Source organism: Streptomyces cacaoi (assembly GCF_006539165.1).
GTDB classification, from domain to species: Bacteria; Actinomycetota; Actinomycetes; order Streptomycetales; family Streptomycetaceae; genus Streptomyces; species Streptomyces cacaoi.
In genome coordinates, this window is sequence record NZ_BJMM01000038.1 from 51,392 (window position 1) to 65,785 (window position 14,394).

General features: G+C 72.2%; 12 protein-coding genes, 1 tRNA gene and 1 riboswitch. Of the genes, 8 read left to right on the plus strand and 5 right to left on the minus strand.

The annotated features are described in order from the left end of the window. Window positions 1-42 precede the first annotated feature (42 nt). The 3 genes from SCA03_RS26850 (at window position 43) to SCA03_RS26860 (ending at window position 4,849) form a co-directional block, all read left to right on the plus strand. Window positions 43-801 (plus strand): LOG family protein, encoded by a 759-nt coding sequence (locus SCA03_RS26850; RefSeq protein WP_086817582.1) that lies wholly within the window; start codon window positions 43-45, stop codon window positions 799-801. Between the two features lie 357 nt (window positions 802-1,158). Further along, window positions 1,159-1,602: a pyridoxamine 5'-phosphate oxidase family protein gene (locus SCA03_RS26855; protein ID WP_030877728.1), complete on the plus strand. Its 444-nt coding sequence runs from the start codon at window positions 1,159-1,161 to the stop codon at window positions 1,600-1,602. A gap of 106 nt (window positions 1,603-1,708) precedes the next feature. Further along, window positions 1,709-4,849 carry a non-ribosomal peptide synthetase gene (locus tag SCA03_RS26860; protein ID WP_141275709.1) on the plus strand — a complete coding sequence of 1,047 codons (3,141 nt, stop codon included), beginning with the start codon at window positions 1,709-1,711 and terminating at the stop codon, window positions 4,847-4,849. 156 nt (window positions 4,850-5,005) lie between these two features. Here the strand turns inward: SCA03_RS26860 and SCA03_RS26865 are convergent. The 3 genes from SCA03_RS26865 to bcp all read right to left on the minus strand — a co-directional run bounded on the left by SCA03_RS26865 (window position 5,006) and on the right by bcp (window position 7,246). Next, window positions 5,006-5,087: transfer RNA gene (locus SCA03_RS26865), tRNA-Leu, on the minus strand. Between the two features lie 103 nt (window positions 5,088-5,190). Continuing rightward, the gene (locus SCA03_RS26870) at window positions 5,191-6,693 is read right to left on the minus strand and encodes an MFS transporter (RefSeq protein ID WP_030877732.1); all 1,503 of its coding nucleotides are present in this window, start codon (window positions 6,691-6,693) and stop codon (window positions 5,191-5,193) included. A gap of 70 nt (window positions 6,694-6,763) precedes the next feature. Beyond that, window positions 6,764-7,246 (minus strand): thioredoxin-dependent thiol peroxidase, encoded by a 483-nt coding sequence (gene bcp, locus SCA03_RS26875; protein ID WP_030889531.1) that lies wholly within the window; start codon window positions 7,244-7,246, stop codon window positions 6,764-6,766. Between the two features lie 170 nt (window positions 7,247-7,416). Between bcp and SCA03_RS26880 the strand changes: the two genes are divergently transcribed. Together SCA03_RS26880 and SCA03_RS26885 are read left to right on the plus strand one after the other, a co-directional pair. Continuing rightward, window positions 7,417-7,740, plus strand: a complete 324-nt coding sequence (locus SCA03_RS26880) for a DUF3618 domain-containing protein (RefSeq protein WP_030877736.1) — start codon at window positions 7,417-7,419, stop codon at window positions 7,738-7,740. Between the two features lie 73 nt (window positions 7,741-7,813). Further along, entirely contained in the window at window positions 7,814-8,116 is a 303-nt protein-coding gene (locus tag SCA03_RS26885; protein WP_037850417.1) for a GroES family chaperonin, read from the plus strand. Window positions 8,117-8,285: 169 nt separating this feature from the next. Here the strand turns inward: SCA03_RS26885 and sugE are convergent, their stop codons facing one another. Both sugE and SCA03_RS26895 read right to left on the minus strand, forming a co-directional pair. Next, window positions 8,286-8,606: a quaternary ammonium compound efflux SMR transporter SugE gene (sugE, locus tag SCA03_RS26890; protein ID WP_086817859.1), complete on the minus strand. Its 321-nt coding sequence runs from the start codon at window positions 8,604-8,606 to the stop codon at window positions 8,286-8,288. Window positions 8,607-8,636: 30 nt separating this feature from the next. Further along, window positions 8,637-8,698, minus strand: a riboswitch (guanidine-III (ykkC-III) riboswitch). A gap of 54 nt (window positions 8,699-8,752) precedes the next feature. Next, window positions 8,753-11,074 carry a transglycosylase domain-containing protein gene (locus SCA03_RS26895; protein ID WP_051855984.1) on the minus strand — a complete coding sequence of 774 codons (2,322 nt, stop codon included), beginning with the start codon at window positions 11,072-11,074 and terminating at the stop codon, window positions 8,753-8,755. Window positions 11,075-11,356: 282 nt separating this feature from the next. On the opposite strand from SCA03_RS26895, the gene SCA03_RS26900 reads away from it, so the two are divergent. The 3 genes from SCA03_RS26900 (at window position 11,357) to SCA03_RS26910 (ending at window position 14,262) form a co-directional block, all read left to right on the plus strand. Beyond that, window positions 11,357-12,166 (plus strand): ABC transporter permease, encoded by an 810-nt coding sequence (locus SCA03_RS26900; RefSeq protein ID WP_030877746.1) that lies wholly within the window; start codon window positions 11,357-11,359, stop codon window positions 12,164-12,166. Between the two features lie 175 nt (window positions 12,167-12,341). Next, complete coding sequence (locus tag SCA03_RS26905) at window positions 12,342-13,106, plus strand: ABC transporter permease (protein ID WP_086817861.1); 765 nt, start codon at window positions 12,342-12,344, stop codon at window positions 13,104-13,106. Window positions 13,107-13,167: 61 nt separating this feature from the next. Next, complete coding sequence (locus tag SCA03_RS26910; RefSeq protein WP_141275710.1) at window positions 13,168-14,262, plus strand: ABC transporter ATP-binding protein; 1,095 nt, start codon at window positions 13,168-13,170, stop codon at window positions 14,260-14,262. The last annotated feature ends 132 nt before the right edge of the window (window positions 14,263-14,394 follow it).

Genomic DNA, 14,394 nt, shown 5'->3' on the forward strand with positions numbered 1-14,394 from the left:
CCGCCCGGCCGCCCGACCGTACCCACGACGAAAGGAACCGACATGTCCGTACCGCACAGTGCCGGCCCGCCGCACGACGGCCGGGGCGACCCGGGCACGGAGAGAACAGCGCGGAAAACCGGAGCGCGGCCGGGGGCCGTGCGCACGCTGTGTGTGTTCTGCGGCGCCAGCCCGGGAGTCCGGCCCGGGCCCGTCCGGCTGGCGTCCGAACTGGGCCGCGCCTGCGCCCGGCAGGGCATCAGGATCGTCTACGGCGCGGGCGGCGTCGGGGTGATGGGGGCGCTGTCGGACGCGGCGCTCGCCGAGGGCGGCGAGGTCGTCGGCGTCATCCCGCAGGAGCTGATGGACCGGGAGTTCGGCCGCAAGGACCTGACCGAGCTGCGGATCGTCGAGTCGATGCACCAGCGCAAGGCGCTCATGCACACGCTCGGCGACGCCTTCCTCGCGCTGCCCGGCGGTTACGGAACCCTGGAGGAACTGTTCGAGGCGGCGGCCTGGGCCCAACTGGGCATGCACGCCAAGCCCCTTGTGCTGCTGGACGACGACGGCTTCTTCGAGCCGCTGGCGCGCATGCTCGACCACGCACGCGACGAGGGCTTCGTCTCCCCGGCCGAGCGCCTCCTGGTGCGGCGTACCCGCACGGTCGAGGAGGCCCTGCACGCCGCGTCCGGCGACCCCACGGCGCAGGGCCGGACGGCCTCGACGAACCCGCCGTCCCAGGCGGCACCGCCGACCCCGTCCGCCCCGGCGGGCCCGTCCGCCGCCGCCGGTCCGTCCGTCCTCGCGCCCGAACAGGGCTGAGGCGGAGGTCAGTCGGGGCGCCGCCGGACGGCCGCCCGCCCCGTGCGCCCGGGCTGTCGCGAGGCGCCGGGCGCACCGTCCGGGCGGGCCGCGCGCGGTCTGCGCCCCCGTGACGCGTCGTGTGCGGACCGGTGTGCGCTTACCCGAAGGAAGGAAATGACCCGCTGCGGCTCCCCGCACGGGTGGCATCGGCGCCGCGGCCGCATCGAAGCCCGCCGAACCGGGCAGCACGCCCTGACATGTTCGCAACGATGCCGTGTTGTCCCCGATATCCGGCGCCGGGCCCCGACGCCTCGCATGTCGTCGTGTGAAGTCCAACAGAACAGCGTTCCCTGGAGGTTGCTGGTGCTCCCCGTCATGTCACGCGCCGAGCGCGAACGTTTCCTCGCCGATGTGCACATCGGCGTCCTGGGCGTCACGGACGCCCGCGACACCGCCGCGGCTCCCCTGCTGGCGCCCGTCTGGTACGCCTACGAGCCCGGCGGCGACGTGGTCGTGCAGACGGGCCGGGAATCGCTCAAGGGCCGGCTGATCCGCGCGGCCGGCCGCTTCAGCCTGTGTGTGCAGGACGAGCGTCCGCCGTACCGGTACGTCAGCGTCGAAGGACCCGTGACCGCCGCGCTCGACCCCCTCGACGAGGCGAGCAGGACGGCGATCGCGCACCGGTACCTACCGGAGCAGGAGGCCGCGGCCTATCTCAAGGCCACCGAGAACCAGCTCCACGAGGACGTCACCTTCCGGATGCGTCCGCAGCGCTGGCGCTCCGCCGACTTCGCCTCCTTCGCAGCCGAGTTCTCCTGACCCCGCCCGGTCCCGCCGTCCGCCCCGGGTCGACTCACGCGCCTGCCCGCGGCCGTACGAGACAGCCGCACCCCTGTTGCGCCAGAAAGGTGACCGCCCAGTGTCCATGACGTCCGAAACGGTGCCCCTCGCACCGGTCGCCCCGGCCTACGGGACGGCCCGTGAACGGCGGCTGCACGAGCTCTTCGACGAGAGCGCCGCGCGCCTCGGAGCCGCCCCCGCAGCCCGACACCACGACCGTGAGCTGAGCTATGCGCAACTCCGCCTGGAATCCGACCGGTTGGCGGCCCGCCTGGTGCGCGCCGGGGTGGTCCGCGGCACACCCGTCGCGGTGTGCGGCCGGCGGTCCCTGGAGGCGCTCGTCGCCTTCCTCGGCGTCCTCAAGGCCGGCGGCTGCTACGTACCGCTGGACGACGATCTGCCGCCTGCCCGGCTGCGGGCGATGGCCGAGGACGCCGACGCCCGCACCGTGGTCGTCCTGCCCGGCAGCGTCTGCCGCGTCCGCGGGCTCAAGGCCCGCGTCGAACTGGCCCCGGTGGAGGCGGCGGTGCCGGCGGCCCGTACCGACGAGCCGCCCGGAGCCGACGCCGCCCCCGGCGCCCTGCCCGTCCCCGGCGGGCCGCTGGACCGCGCCTACGTCATGTTCACCTCCGGCTCCAGCGGACGCCCCAAACCCGTCGCCATCCCGCACCGCGGCATCGTGCGGCTGGCGCTCTCCGAACCCGAACTCCCGCCGCCGGGACCGCAGGACGTCGTCCTGCACGGCTACGCGCTCTCCTCGGACGCGTCCACCATCGAGATCTGGAACGCCCTGCTGGGCGGCGCCCGGCTGGAGATCGCCGACCGCGAGGAACTGCTCTCGCCGCCCGCGCTCGCCCAGCGTCTGCGCGGGGTCACCGTCGCCTATCTGACGGCCGGGGTCTTCCACCACATGGCGCGCTCGTCCCCGGGAGCGCTCAGCGGACTGCGGTTCCTCTCCTCCGGCGGCGAGGCCCTCGACCCGGATCTGACCCGTGTCGTGATGCGGTCCTGCCCCTCGACCACCGTCGTCAACTTCTACGGCCCCACGGAGAACAGCGTCGTCTCCACCTTCCACCGGGTGCGTGAGCTGCCCGCCGAGGCGGCCGGTGTGCCGATCGGACGGCCGTTCGGCGCCTCCACCTGCCACATCCTGCGGCCCGACGGCACCGAGGCCGCCGACGACGAGCCGGGCGAACTGGCCGTCGGCGGCGACGGGCTGGCCCTCGGCTACCTCGGCGACGCCCGCCGCACCGCCGAACGCTTCGTCCAGGTACCGGCGGCCCCCGGCGCCCGGGTCTACCGCACCGGGGACCGCGCGGTACGCCGGAACGACGGCACGCTGGAGTACCTGGGCCGGATGGACCGGCAGACGAAGATCCGCGGCCACCGGGTCGAGCCCGACGAGGTCGAGGCCCGGCTGCGGGCCCACCCGGACGTCGGCGAGGCCGTCGTCGACCCCGCGCCGGACGGCAGCGCGCTGCTCGGCTACATCACCCCGGCCAAACCCGGCCGCCCCCCGGCCCCCGAACAGGTGCGCAGGTACTGCGCCCAGTGGCTGCCCGCCCAGACCGTCCCCCGGCTGACCGTGCTGGACAGCTTCCCCGTGACGGCCGGCGGCAAGATCGACCGGGCCGCGCTGCGCGCCCGCGCCGCACAGCAGTCGGCCGCCGTCCCCGCCGCCCGCGCCCCCGCCGACCCGGCGCACGCGCAGCCGGACGAGCCGGAGGACGAACTCGTCCGGCTGCTGGCCCAGGTGTGGGAGACGGTGCTGCGGGTGCGGCCGGCCTCCGGCGACGACTTCTTCGAACTGGGCGGCGACTCGCTCCTCGCCGCCGAGACCGTCAACCGCACCCTCGCCGTCCTCGGTCTGGACGCGGCGCACGGCACCGGATTCATCCGCGCGCTGATGGCCGAACCCACCCTCACCGCCTTCACCCGGGCGGTCCGCGAGGCCCGCGAGGGCGCCGTCGCCGGAAGCCCCGCGACGGACGTCGACTTCGCGCTGGAAGCCGACCCCGGCCTCACCCTGCCCGCCCGCACCGGCCCTGAGCCCTGCCCGCACGACCCGCGCGAGGTCCTGGTCACCGGCGCCAGCGGCTTCGTCGGCGCCTTCCTGCTGGAGCGGCTGCTGCGCACCACCCGGGCCCGCGTCCACTGCCCCGTGCGCGCCCGCGACACCGAGCACGCCCGCCGCCGCATCCGGGGCGCCCTCGACCGCTACGGGCTCGACCCCGAACTGGCCGCGCCCGGCCGCGTCGTCCCCTTCCCCTACGACCTCACCGCGCCCGGGCTGGGCCTCTCACCGGACCACGCGCACCGGCTCGGCCGCAGCCTCGACCTCATCCTGCACAGCGCGGCCCAGGTCAACTTCCTCTACCCGTACGGCGCCCTGCGCGACGCGAACGTCCGCGGCACCCGCGAGATCATCGACCTGGCCGCGCCCCGGCGGGTGCCGGTGCACTTCCTGTCGACCGTCGCCGTCCTCGCCGGCTTCGGCACCGCCGGGGTGCGCACCGTGCAGGAGGACGAGCCGCTCGCCCACGCCGACCGGCTCACCATGGGGTACGCCGAGAGCAAGTGGGTCGCCGAACAACTCCTGGCCAACGCCTCCCGGGCGGGCCTGCCGACCGTCGTCCACCGGCCCTACGAGATCACCGGCGACAGCCGCACCGGCGCCTGCAACACCGAGACCGCCATCTGCTCGCTGTTCAAGATGGTCGCCGAGACGGGCGTGGCCCCCGACATCGCGCTGCCCATGGACTTCGTCCCCGTCGACCATCTCGCCGCCGCCATCGTCCACATCGCCACCCGGCACCCCGCCGACGGACGCACCTACCACCTCACCAATCCCCGCCCGGCCCTGTTCGGCGACGTCCTGGACCGGATGGAGGCCGCCGGGTACCGGTTCCAGCGGCTGCCGTACGGGGAGTGGGTGGACGAGCTGGTCCGGCACGTGTCCCGCAACCCCACCAGCGCCACCGCGCCCTTCGTCTCGCTGTGCGTCGACCGCGGCCGCAAGACGGACATCTCGGTCAAGGAGATGTACCTCCAGGACGTCTTCCCGCAGCTCACCCGGCACAACACGGAGGCCGCCCTGCTCGACAGCGGACTGCACTGCCCGCCCGTCGACACCCCGCTCCTCGACCGCTACCTCCACCACCTGGTCACCTCCGGCTACCTCCCGCCCCCGGAATCCACCACCGAGCCGAAGGAGAAGGACTGCTGAGATGAGGGAGAGGCACTGCTGAGACGAGCCGCGCCCGGCCCGCCGGCCCCGTGGGGGCGGTCCGGACGGACCGGGCGCCCGGCCGCCACGGCAGTGCGCGTCGACGTGCGGGGCGGCTGGCGGTACGGGCGCCGGCCGGGAAGGGCGGAACGACGGTGCGCGAGGGGGGACTCGAACCCCCACGTCCGAAGACACCGGCACCTAAAGCCGTCCCGTCTACCAATTCCGGCACTCGCGCGCGGTCGTATCGTACTGCGCGTCCGGCGCCCGGCAGGGGCGAGGTGCGGTATCCGCGGACGTTCCCGCCGCGCCGGGGCGGGGCCGGGGCAGGTCGGCGGGGGTCAGAAGGTCGGTTCGTTCGTCTGTGCGCGGGCGAGCGCGCGGGCCTCCTCGTCGGTGGCGACCGACGGCGGCGACCCCTCCAGCGGCTGCTGCGCCGTCTCCTTCATGCACAGCACGGCGACGATGCCGAGCACCGCGGCGCCGGACGCGTAGTACGCCGGTGCCAGCTTGTCGCCGGTGCTGTCGACCAGGTACGTCATCACCCCGGGCGCCGTCCCGCCGAAGAGCGCGGTGGCGACGTTGTAGCCGATGGACAGCGAGCCGTAGCGCACATCCGTCGGGAACAGCGCGGGAAGCGTCGCGGACATGGTGCCCAGCAGACAGACCAGGCAGGCGCCCAGCACCAGCAGCCCGATCAGGACGGCGACGAAGCTGCCCTGCTGGAACAGGGCGAACGCCGGGACCGTCAGCACCAGGAAGCCGATCATGCCGGTGAGCAGGACGGGCTTGCGGCCGAACCGGTCGTTGAGGTGCCCCACCCGCTGGATGACCAGCGCCATCGCCACCATCGCGATGATGGCCGCCACCAGCTCCATGGAGTTCTCGTAGCCGAGGGCGTCGGTGAGGTACGCGGGCATGTAGGACAGGAGCATGTAGTCGGTGACGTTGTAGGCGGCGACCAGCCCGATGCACAGCAGCAGCGTCCGCCACTGCTCGGCGAAGATCGACTTCAGCTCCTTCTGCGGCACGTTCTCCGACAGCCGCGGCTCGCCCCGCATCCGCTCGCTCGCCTCCGGCGAGTGCGACATCTCCGCCGCCCGCTTCTGGAAGGCCGGGGTCTCGTCCAGCTTGACCCGCAGATACAGACCGACGACACCGATCGGCCCGCCGACCAGGAACGGGATCCGCCAGCCCCAGTCGACCATGGCGTCGTCACCGAGCGTGGTGTTGAGCACGAGCACCAGCGCCGCGGCACCGGTGTAGCCGCTGAGGGTGCCCAGCTCCAGGAAGCTGCCGAAGAACCCGCGGCGCTTGTCCGGCGCGTACTCGGAGATGAACGTGGCGGCACCGCCGTACTCACCGCCGGTGGAGAAGCCCTGCACCAGGCGGCAGACCAGCAGCAGCACCGGGGACGCCACCCCGATCGAGGAGTAGCTGGGAATCAGCCCGATGCAGAAGGTGCCCAGCGCCATCAGCATCATCGTCAGCGCCAGGACCTTCTTGCGCCCGATGCGGTCGCCGAGCGGGCCGAAGAACAGTCCGCCCAGCGGCCGCACCACGAAAGAGGCCGCGAACGCGGTGAACGAGGCGAGGAGCTGGGTGCTCCCGGCGGGGAAGAAGACCTTGCCGATGGTGACCGCGAGATAGGCGTAGATCCCGAAGTCGAACCACTCCATGGCGTTGCCGACGGCCGCCGCCTTCGTCGCACGCCGGACGGTGTGCTCGTCCGTGACCGTGATGTCGCTCCGCCGGACCCTGGGGGCCAGACGGCGTCGCACGGCCCGGAACAGGTGCGGGTGCCGCTTGAACGCTGCCGGGTCGGGGGGATCCTCGTGGTTCATGCACCCATGGGTACCGCACACGAGAAGCGCTACGCGACATCCGCCCGACGCGCAGCGCCCGGCGGCGTGATCAGGCCCCGGACGGCTCCAGCCCCAAGTCCCGGATCAGCTTGGCGACATGGCCGGTGGCCTTGACGTTGTACAGGGCGCGCTCGACCTTGCCCTCCTCGTCGACGATCACGGTGGAGCGGATGACGCCCGTCACGGTCTTGCCGTAGAGCTTCTTCTCGCCGAAGGCGCCGTACGCCTCCATCGTCTCCTTGGCCGGGTCGCCGACGAGCGTGACCGCCAGCTCCTCCTTCTCCCGGAACTTGGCGAGCTTCTCCGGCTTGTCCGGCGAGACGCCGATGACGTCGTACCCGTGCCCGGCCAGCAGCTGGAGGTTGTCCGTGAAGTCGCACGCCTGCTTGGTGCAGCCGGGCGTCATGGCGGCCGGGTAGAAGTAGACGATCACCTTCCGGCCGCGGTGCGCGGAGAGCGAAACGCTGTTGCCGTCGGCGTCCGGCAGGGAGAAGTCGGGGGCGGTGTCGCCGGGCCGCAGTCGCTCGCTCATGGTGCTCCTCTGCATTCCTCACGGATGGTGACCGGCTCTCGGTCGGACGGTGCCCGAGCGTAGCCGGAGCCCGCCGATCGGGGGTGCCGTGGGGCATCGGACCGGGCGAGCTGACAGGATGTCCGGTAGCCACGGTATGACGCACGACTGACAGCGATGGAGGCAGCGCGGTGCCGGAAGCCAGGACCCCCGCGGACATCGAGGCGGACATCGTCCGCAGGCGCAAGGAGCTCGCCGTCGCGTTGGACGAGATCGCCGTGCGCGTACACCCCAAGACGATCGTCGGTGACGCGAAGGCCAAGGCGATGGGTGCCGTCGACCGGACGGCCGGACGCGCCTACATCGCCGCCAACCGCGCGGTGACCGATGTACGCGCCCAGTTCGTGAACGAGGACGGCTCCCCGCGGATGGAGCGAGTGGTTCCGGCGGCCGTGCTGGCCGTCGCCGTCGTCGGGTCACTGGCCGTCTTCTCGGCTCGGCGGCGCCGCCGCTGAAGGCTTGGGATACGGTCGTGCCGTGAGCCCCGAGACACCTGCTACCGCACACCATGACAAGCTGCCCATCCGCATGCTGCACGACCGCGTGCTCGTGCGCACGGACACCGACGCGGGCGAGCGGCGCTCCTCGGGCGGGATCGTGATTCCCGCGACCGCCGCCGTCGGAAAGCGGCTGGAGTGGGCCGAGGTCGTCGCCGTCGGACAGAACGTACGGACGGTCGAGGCCGGAGACCGCGTGCTGTACGACCCGGAGGAGCGCGCGGAGGTCGAAGTCCGCGGCGTCGCCTACCTCCTGATGCGCGAGCGCGATCTGCACGCCGTCGCCGCCGAACGCCTCCAGGGCTCCTCGGACTCGACCGGCCTCTACCTCTGAGCAGCACTCCGACCCCGCACGAACAGGGCCCTCCCCGCGGAGGGCCCTGCCGCATTTCCGCCTCGCCCGGCCGGTCAGTGGCCGGAGGTCACCTTGAGGCCGACGACGGCTGGCAGCAGCAACGCGATGCTGTTGTCTCCCGGGGGGCGACCCCCGTACCCCCGGCCGGTCAGTGGCCGGAGGTCACCTTGAGGCCGACGACCGCCGCCAGCAGCAACGCGATGAAGAAGATGCGGGCGGCTGTGGTGGGTTCGCCGAGGAGCAGCATGCCGACGATCGCGGCGCCGGCGGCGCCTATGCCGACCCAGACGCCGTAGGCCGTGCCGATGGGCAGGGTCCTGGTGGCCTGGGCGAGGAGCGCCATGCTGGCGGCGATGCCGATGAGGGTGAAGATGCTGGGCCACAGCCTGGTGAAGCCGTCGGTGTACTTCATTCCGATCGACCAGGCCACCTCGATGAGGCCGGCGACGACGAGCAGGATCCAGGCCATGACGGCACCTCCGAAAACCGAGCTTGCGGGGGTGCGTCGTCTTGGCTCTTCCCGGTACGGCGCGTCTCGTCGGGACCGGCCGCACCGCTGGCGCGTGCCGGTCCCTGAACCGTAGCAAAAGGGGTACGGCGGGGTGGTGGCGCAGGTCACCAGCCGCCGGGGGCTCCGACTCCGCCGGGTTGCCCGTTGCCGCCGGGGGTGCCGTTCCCCCCGGGATCACCGCCCACTCCGCCGCTCTCGTCGCCGCCGGGATCGCCGCCGTCCGCACCGCCGATCTCCTCGGGGATGCTCGGGTCGGGCGGCTCGGGCGGGTCGCTCGTCGGGGGCTCCGGCGAGGTGGGCGGCGTCGAAGGCTCCTCGGAGGACGGCGGGGGCGTGCTCGGGTCGCCCGTCTCGGGCGGCGGGGTGTCGGAGGGCGCGCCCGTGTCCGGGGGCTGGCTGCTGGGCAGGGCGGCGTCGCCGTTGGTCTTCAGGTCGAAGTCCTTCACGGGCTCGCCGTCCAGCGCGGTCCTGGTGTACTGGCCCCAGATCTTCGCGGGGAAGCCGCCGCCGTTGACCCGCTGTTCGCCGCCCGCGCCGTACAGCGGCTTCTGTGCGGCGGTCTTCGGGTCCTGGCCCATCACGCTGATCACCGTCGACAGCTGGGGGGTGAAGCCCGCGAACCAGGCGGCCTTGTCCTCCTCGGCGGTGCCCGTCTTGCCTGCCGCCGGCCTGCCGGCGCTCTTGGCCGCGACGCCGGTGCCGCCCTCGACGACGCTCTTGAGCATGGCCGTGGTGGAGTCGGCGGCGACCCGGGGGACGGCCTGCTTCGGGTCGTGGTCGGGCACGTCGACGGCCTCGCCGCCGCGGGTGATCTTCTGGACCATGGAGTAGTGGCCGTGCTTGCCGTGGTTGGCGAGCGTCGCGTACGCCTCGGCCATGTTGAGCGGGGAGGCCGTGGTGACGCCGAGCGCGATCGAGCCGTCCGCCGGCATGTTCGGGACCTTCTCGGGGATGCCCAGATCGATCGCGGTGTTCCTGACCTTCTTCGGGCCGACATCCACGCCCATCTGCGCAAAGACCGAGTTGACGGACTTGTCCATGGCGGTGGTCACGGGGATCTTGCCGTAGGACTTGTCGTCCTCGTTGGCGGGCGCGTAGCCGGTGCCGTGGCCGTTGTTCACGACCTCGCGCTTGTTGGTGCCGTCGTAGATCGTGCGCGGGGTGATGGGCTGCCCGTCCTGGGTCGTCGACTTGTTCTGGACGGCCGAGGTGAACAGGAACGGCTTGAAGGTGGAGCCCACCTGGTAGTCCTGGCGGGTCGCGCCGTTGGTGTACTGCTTCGTGTAGCCGATGCCGCCGTACAGGGCGACGACCTTGCCCGTCTTCGGGTCCACCGAGGCGCCGCCGGCCCGCACCGACTTGTCGATCTTGCGGTTCTTCTTGTCCAGCTGGTCCATCAGCTGTTCGTCGACGGCCTCCCGCATCGCCTTCTGCTTCTTCGGCTGGAAGGTGGTGGTGATCCGGAAGCCGCCGGCCGCCAGCCGGCGCTCGTCGATGATGCCGTTGTTGATCAGGTGGTTCTTGGTCGCCTCGACGAGGTAGCCGCGCTCGCCCGACATGTTCCGCGGCGGCTTGGCCTCCTCGGGCTCGGGGAACTTCAGGCCCGTGCGGTCGCTCTTCTTGAGCCAGCCCTCCTTGACCATGCCGTCCAGCACATAGTTCCAGCGGGCCTCGGCACGGTCCTTGTTCTCCGGGTGCGCACGGGTGTCGTAGGCGTTGGGCGAGTTCACCAGGGCCGCCAGATAGGCGGACTCGGCCGTGGTCAGCTCCCCCACGTCCTTGCCGTAGTAGGCGTGCGCGGCGGACTGGATGCCGTAGGCGTTGCGGCCGAAGTAGCTGGTGTTGAGATAGCCCTGGAGGATCTCGTTCTTGCTGACCTCGCGGTCGAGCTTGAGCGAGATGAAGAACTCCTTGGCCTTGCGGGTGACCGTCTGGTCCTGGTCCAGGTAGTAGTTCTTCACGTACTGCTGGGTGATGGTGGAGCCGGACTGGCGGCCGCCGCCGGTGAGCATGTTCCAGCCGGCGCGCACCATCGCCTTCGGGTCGATGGCCGACTCGTGGTAGAAGTCCCGGTCCTCGGCGGCCAGCACCGCGTGCTGGGTGTTCTTCGGCACCTGGCCGAGCGTGATGTTCTCCCGGTTGACCTCGCCGTCTCGGGCGATCTGGCTGCCGTCGGCGTAGAGGAACACATTGGTCTGGGCTGCGGCGAACTTGTTCGGCGCGGGGATGCTGACCAGGAGGTAGCCGGCGACCAGGGCGCCGGTGACCAGCACGACGAACAGCAGTACCCCACCCAGCACCATGCGCCAGGTGGGGAGGAGACGGCGCCAGCCGGTGCGGCGGCGCTTCTGCTTCTTCGGCGGCGCCTGCGACGCTTCCGTCTCCTCCTCCCGGCCGTCGGCCTCGCTGTTCGGCTCGTCACTCATCTCTGCAGGGACTCCTCGTCCGTGATCGGGCGATTCGCGGTGTACGCCCCTTGGAACACTGTCGCATCAACCGCACCGGGAACGAGAGTGGGATCCGCCACGTGGCAGGCAGGGGGAGGCCGGGAGCCCCGGTGGCCGGACCGGCACTCCTCCGGCGAAAACCGGTGGCGGGCCCCGCGGCCGTCGGGCTACCGTTCCTCGCTTTGTCGGCCGGCTTCATCGGCGGACCGCTCGTTCTCGTACGGCAGTGCTACTTGGAAGACGGTGGAGGGGCTCGAAAGGATGCATCTGTGCCGTCTCTATTTCGCCGTGGCGGCCTCCGGCTTCCGGCGCTATGCCACCTACCGCGTGGCCACCGCCGCCGGCGTCTTCACCAACACCGTCTTCGGCTTCATCCTCGCGTACACCTTCATCGCGCTGTGGCACGAGCGGCCCCAGCTGGGCGGATACGACCAGGCCCAGGCCCTGACCTTCGTCTGGACCGGGCAGGCGCTGCTGGCCACGGCCGCGCTGATGGGCGGCGGTTTCCAGGAGGAGTTCCACGAGCGGGTACGCACCGGTGACGTCGCCATCGACCTGTACCGGCCGCTCGACCTCCAGCTGTGGTGGCTCGCCTCCGACCTGGGAAGGGCCGGGTTCCATCTGCTCGGCCGGGGCATCGCACCGCTGGTCGCCGGCGCGCTCGTCTTCGACCTCGCACTGCCCCGCTCACCGCTGGTGTGGCTGCTGTTCCTTGTCTCGGTGCTGCTCGGCGTCGTCGTCAGCTTCGCGGTGCGCTATCTGTTCGCGCTCAGCGGCTTCTGGCTGCTCGACTCGACGGGCGCGATCGCGCTGAGCACGCTGCTGAGCGTCTTCTTCTCCGGGATGCTGATGCCGCTCAACGTCTTCCCCGGCGGGTTCGGCGAGCTGGCGCGGACGCTGCCCTGGGCGGCGATGCTCCAGGTCCCGGCCGATGTCCTGCTGGGCGCCCGGCAGGGTGCCCAGGTCGCCACCGGGCTGGGCTTCCAGGCGTGCTGGGCGCTGGTGCTGCTGGGCGCGGGGCGGCTGCTCCAGGCCGTCGCGACGCGCAAGGTGGTGGTCCAGGGTGGCTGACGGACCCGACGGGACGGCGGCCGGCCCGCTCCGGGTGGCGGAGGGCCCGGCGGAGGCGGAGGGCACGGCGGCCGGGGAGCGAGCGGGCGGCCGTGCGGGGGTGCTCGCCGAGGGGCGGCCGGGCCCGGGAGCGCGTGCGCTGTGGGGGGTGCGTGCGTGGGGCTTCACCGTGGCGATGTGGGTGCGCTCGACGATGGTCTACCGGACCTCGTTCCTGATCATGCTCGTGGTCGGCTTCGTGACGACCTTCCTCGACTTCGTCGCGATCATGATCATGTTCTCGCACGTGCGGGCCCTCGGGGGCTTCGCGCTGCCCGAGGTGGCCTTCCTCTACGGCACCTCCAGCGTCGCCTTCGGCCTCGCCGACCTGCTGCTCGGCCAGTTCGAGCGGATCGGCCGGCGGGTGCGGGACGGCACCATGGACGTCCTGCTGACCCGGCCCGTGCCGGTGCTCGCCCAGGTCGCCGCCGACCGCTTCGCGCTGCGCCGCCTCGGCCGGATCCTCCAGGGCGCGCTCGTCCTGGGCTGGGCGCTGTGGCGGCTGGAGCTGGACTGGACGCTCTGGCGTGCGCTGCTGACGGCCTCCATGGTGCTGTGCGGCGCCGTCATCTTCGGCTGTGTCTTCGTCGTGGGCGGCGCCTTCCAGTTCTGGGCGCAGGACGCCACCGAGGTGCAGAGCGCCTTCACCTACGGCGGGACGACCCTGCTCCAGTACCCGCCCACCGTCTTCGGCAAGGAGCTGGTGCGCGGCGTCACCTACGTCGTGCCGCTGGCCTTCGTCAACTGGCTGCCCGCGCTGCGCGTACTGGGCCGCGACGATCCGCTGGGGCTGCCGGGCTGGGTGGACTTCGCCGCGCCCGCCGTCGCCCTGCTGTGTTGCGCGCTGACCGGGCTGGCCTGGCGGGCGGGGCTGCGCGCCTACCGCAGCACGGGAAGCTGACCGGGCCGCCGGGCGCGCGGGCGGCCCGGATCGGCGACACACGAGCGAGGAGCGCGAGGAGATGACCGCAGGCGGGGACGCGGCAGGGTCCACAGCCGGGGGCGCCCCCGGGGCCACGGCCGGGGAGACAGCCGGAGAACCAGCGGGAGAAGCAGCGGGAGAGACAGTCGGGGAGACGGGCCACGGCACGGTCGGGGACCCGGCCCGGGACGCGTTCGTCGACGTCCAGGAGTTGGTCAAGACCTTCCGGGTACGGCGCCGCACCGGGATGCTGCGGCGGACCGTGCGGGAGGTGCGGGCCGTGGACGGCATCTCGTTCGCCGTGCCGCGCGGCGAGACGATCGGTTTCATCGGGCCGAACGGCGCCGGGAAGTCCACCACCGTCAAGATGCTCACCGGCATCCTGACGCCCACGTCCGGGCGGCTGCGCGTCGCCGGGGTCGATCCCGCCCGCGAACGCACCCGGCTGGTGCGGCACATCGGCGTCGTCTTCGGACAGCGCACCACGCTGTGGTGGGACCTGCCGCTGCGGGACAGCTACGAACTGGTCCGGCGCATGTACCGGATCCCCGCGGCGCGGTACCGGGCCAATCTGGAGCGGTGCGTGGAACTGCTGGAGCTGTCCGGGCTGCTGGACGTTCCGGTGCGGCAGCTGTCGCTGGGGCAGCGCATGCGGGGCGACATCACCGCGGCGCTGCTGCACGACCCCGAGGTGCTCTACCTCGACGAGCCGACCATCGGGCTGGACGTCGTCAGCAAGGCCCGGGTGCGGGAGTTCCTGCGGGACCTCAACGCCGAGCGGGACACGACGGTGCTGCTCACCACCCACGACCTCACCGATATCGAGCAGCTGTGCCGGCGGGTCGTCGTCATCGACCACGGGCGGCTCGTCTACGACGGGGCGCTGGCCGGGCTGCACGAGGTGGGGGAGAGCGAGCGGACGCTCGTCGTCGATCTCGAACGGGAGGTGGGGCCGGTCGAGGTCGAGGGGGCGCGGGTCGTGCGGGTGGAGGGGCCGCGGCAGTGGCTGGCGTTCCCGGCTTCCGGCAGCGCGGGGCCGCTGGTCTCGCGGCTCGCCGCGGAGTATCCCCTGGTGGACCTCTCCATCCGGGAACCCGACATCGAATCCGTCATCTCCCGCCTGTACGGCGGCTGATCGCTACCGGCCCCTTTCGGGCCCCGCCCGGAGGGCAAAGAGAGCCCGTCCGGCGCTTGCCGGGGAAGGGGTCCCGCCCGGAGAGCAAAAGAGAGCCTGTCCGGCGCTTGAGGACGAGCGCCCTGGCGCGAG

Coding starts and splice junctions, on each gene's coding strand:
- SCA03_RS26850 (WP_086817582.1), top strand. CDS start 43: ATGTCCGTACCGCACAGTGCCGGCCCGCCGCACGACGGCCGGGGCGAC.
- SCA03_RS26855 (WP_030877728.1), top strand. CDS start 1,159: ATGTCACGCGCCGAGCGCGAACGTTTCCTCGCCGATGTGCACATCGGC.
- SCA03_RS26860 (WP_141275709.1), top strand. CDS start 1,709: ATGACGTCCGAAACGGTGCCCCTCGCACCGGTCGCCCCGGCCTACGGG.
- SCA03_RS26870 (WP_030877732.1), bottom strand. CDS start 6,693: ATGAACCACGAGGATCCCCCCGACCCGGCAGCGTTCAAGCGGCACCCG.
- bcp (WP_030889531.1), bottom strand. CDS start 7,246: ATGAGCGAGCGACTGCGGCCCGGCGACACCGCCCCCGACTTCTCCCTG.
- SCA03_RS26885 (WP_037850417.1), top strand. CDS start 7,814: ATGCTGCACGACCGCGTGCTCGTGCGCACGGACACCGACGCGGGCGAG.
- sugE (WP_086817859.1), bottom strand. CDS start 8,606: ATGGCCTGGATCCTGCTCGTCGTCGCCGGCCTCATCGAGGTGGCCTGG.
- SCA03_RS26895 (WP_051855984.1), bottom strand. CDS start 11,074: ATGAGTGACGAGCCGAACAGCGAGGCCGACGGCCGGGAGGAGGAGACG.
- SCA03_RS26900 (WP_030877746.1), top strand. CDS start 11,357: ATGCATCTGTGCCGTCTCTATTTCGCCGTGGCGGCCTCCGGCTTCCGG.
- SCA03_RS26905 (WP_086817861.1), top strand. CDS start 12,342: ATGTGGGTGCGCTCGACGATGGTCTACCGGACCTCGTTCCTGATCATG.
- SCA03_RS26910 (WP_141275710.1), top strand. CDS start 13,168: ATGACCGCAGGCGGGGACGCGGCAGGGTCCACAGCCGGGGGCGCCCCC.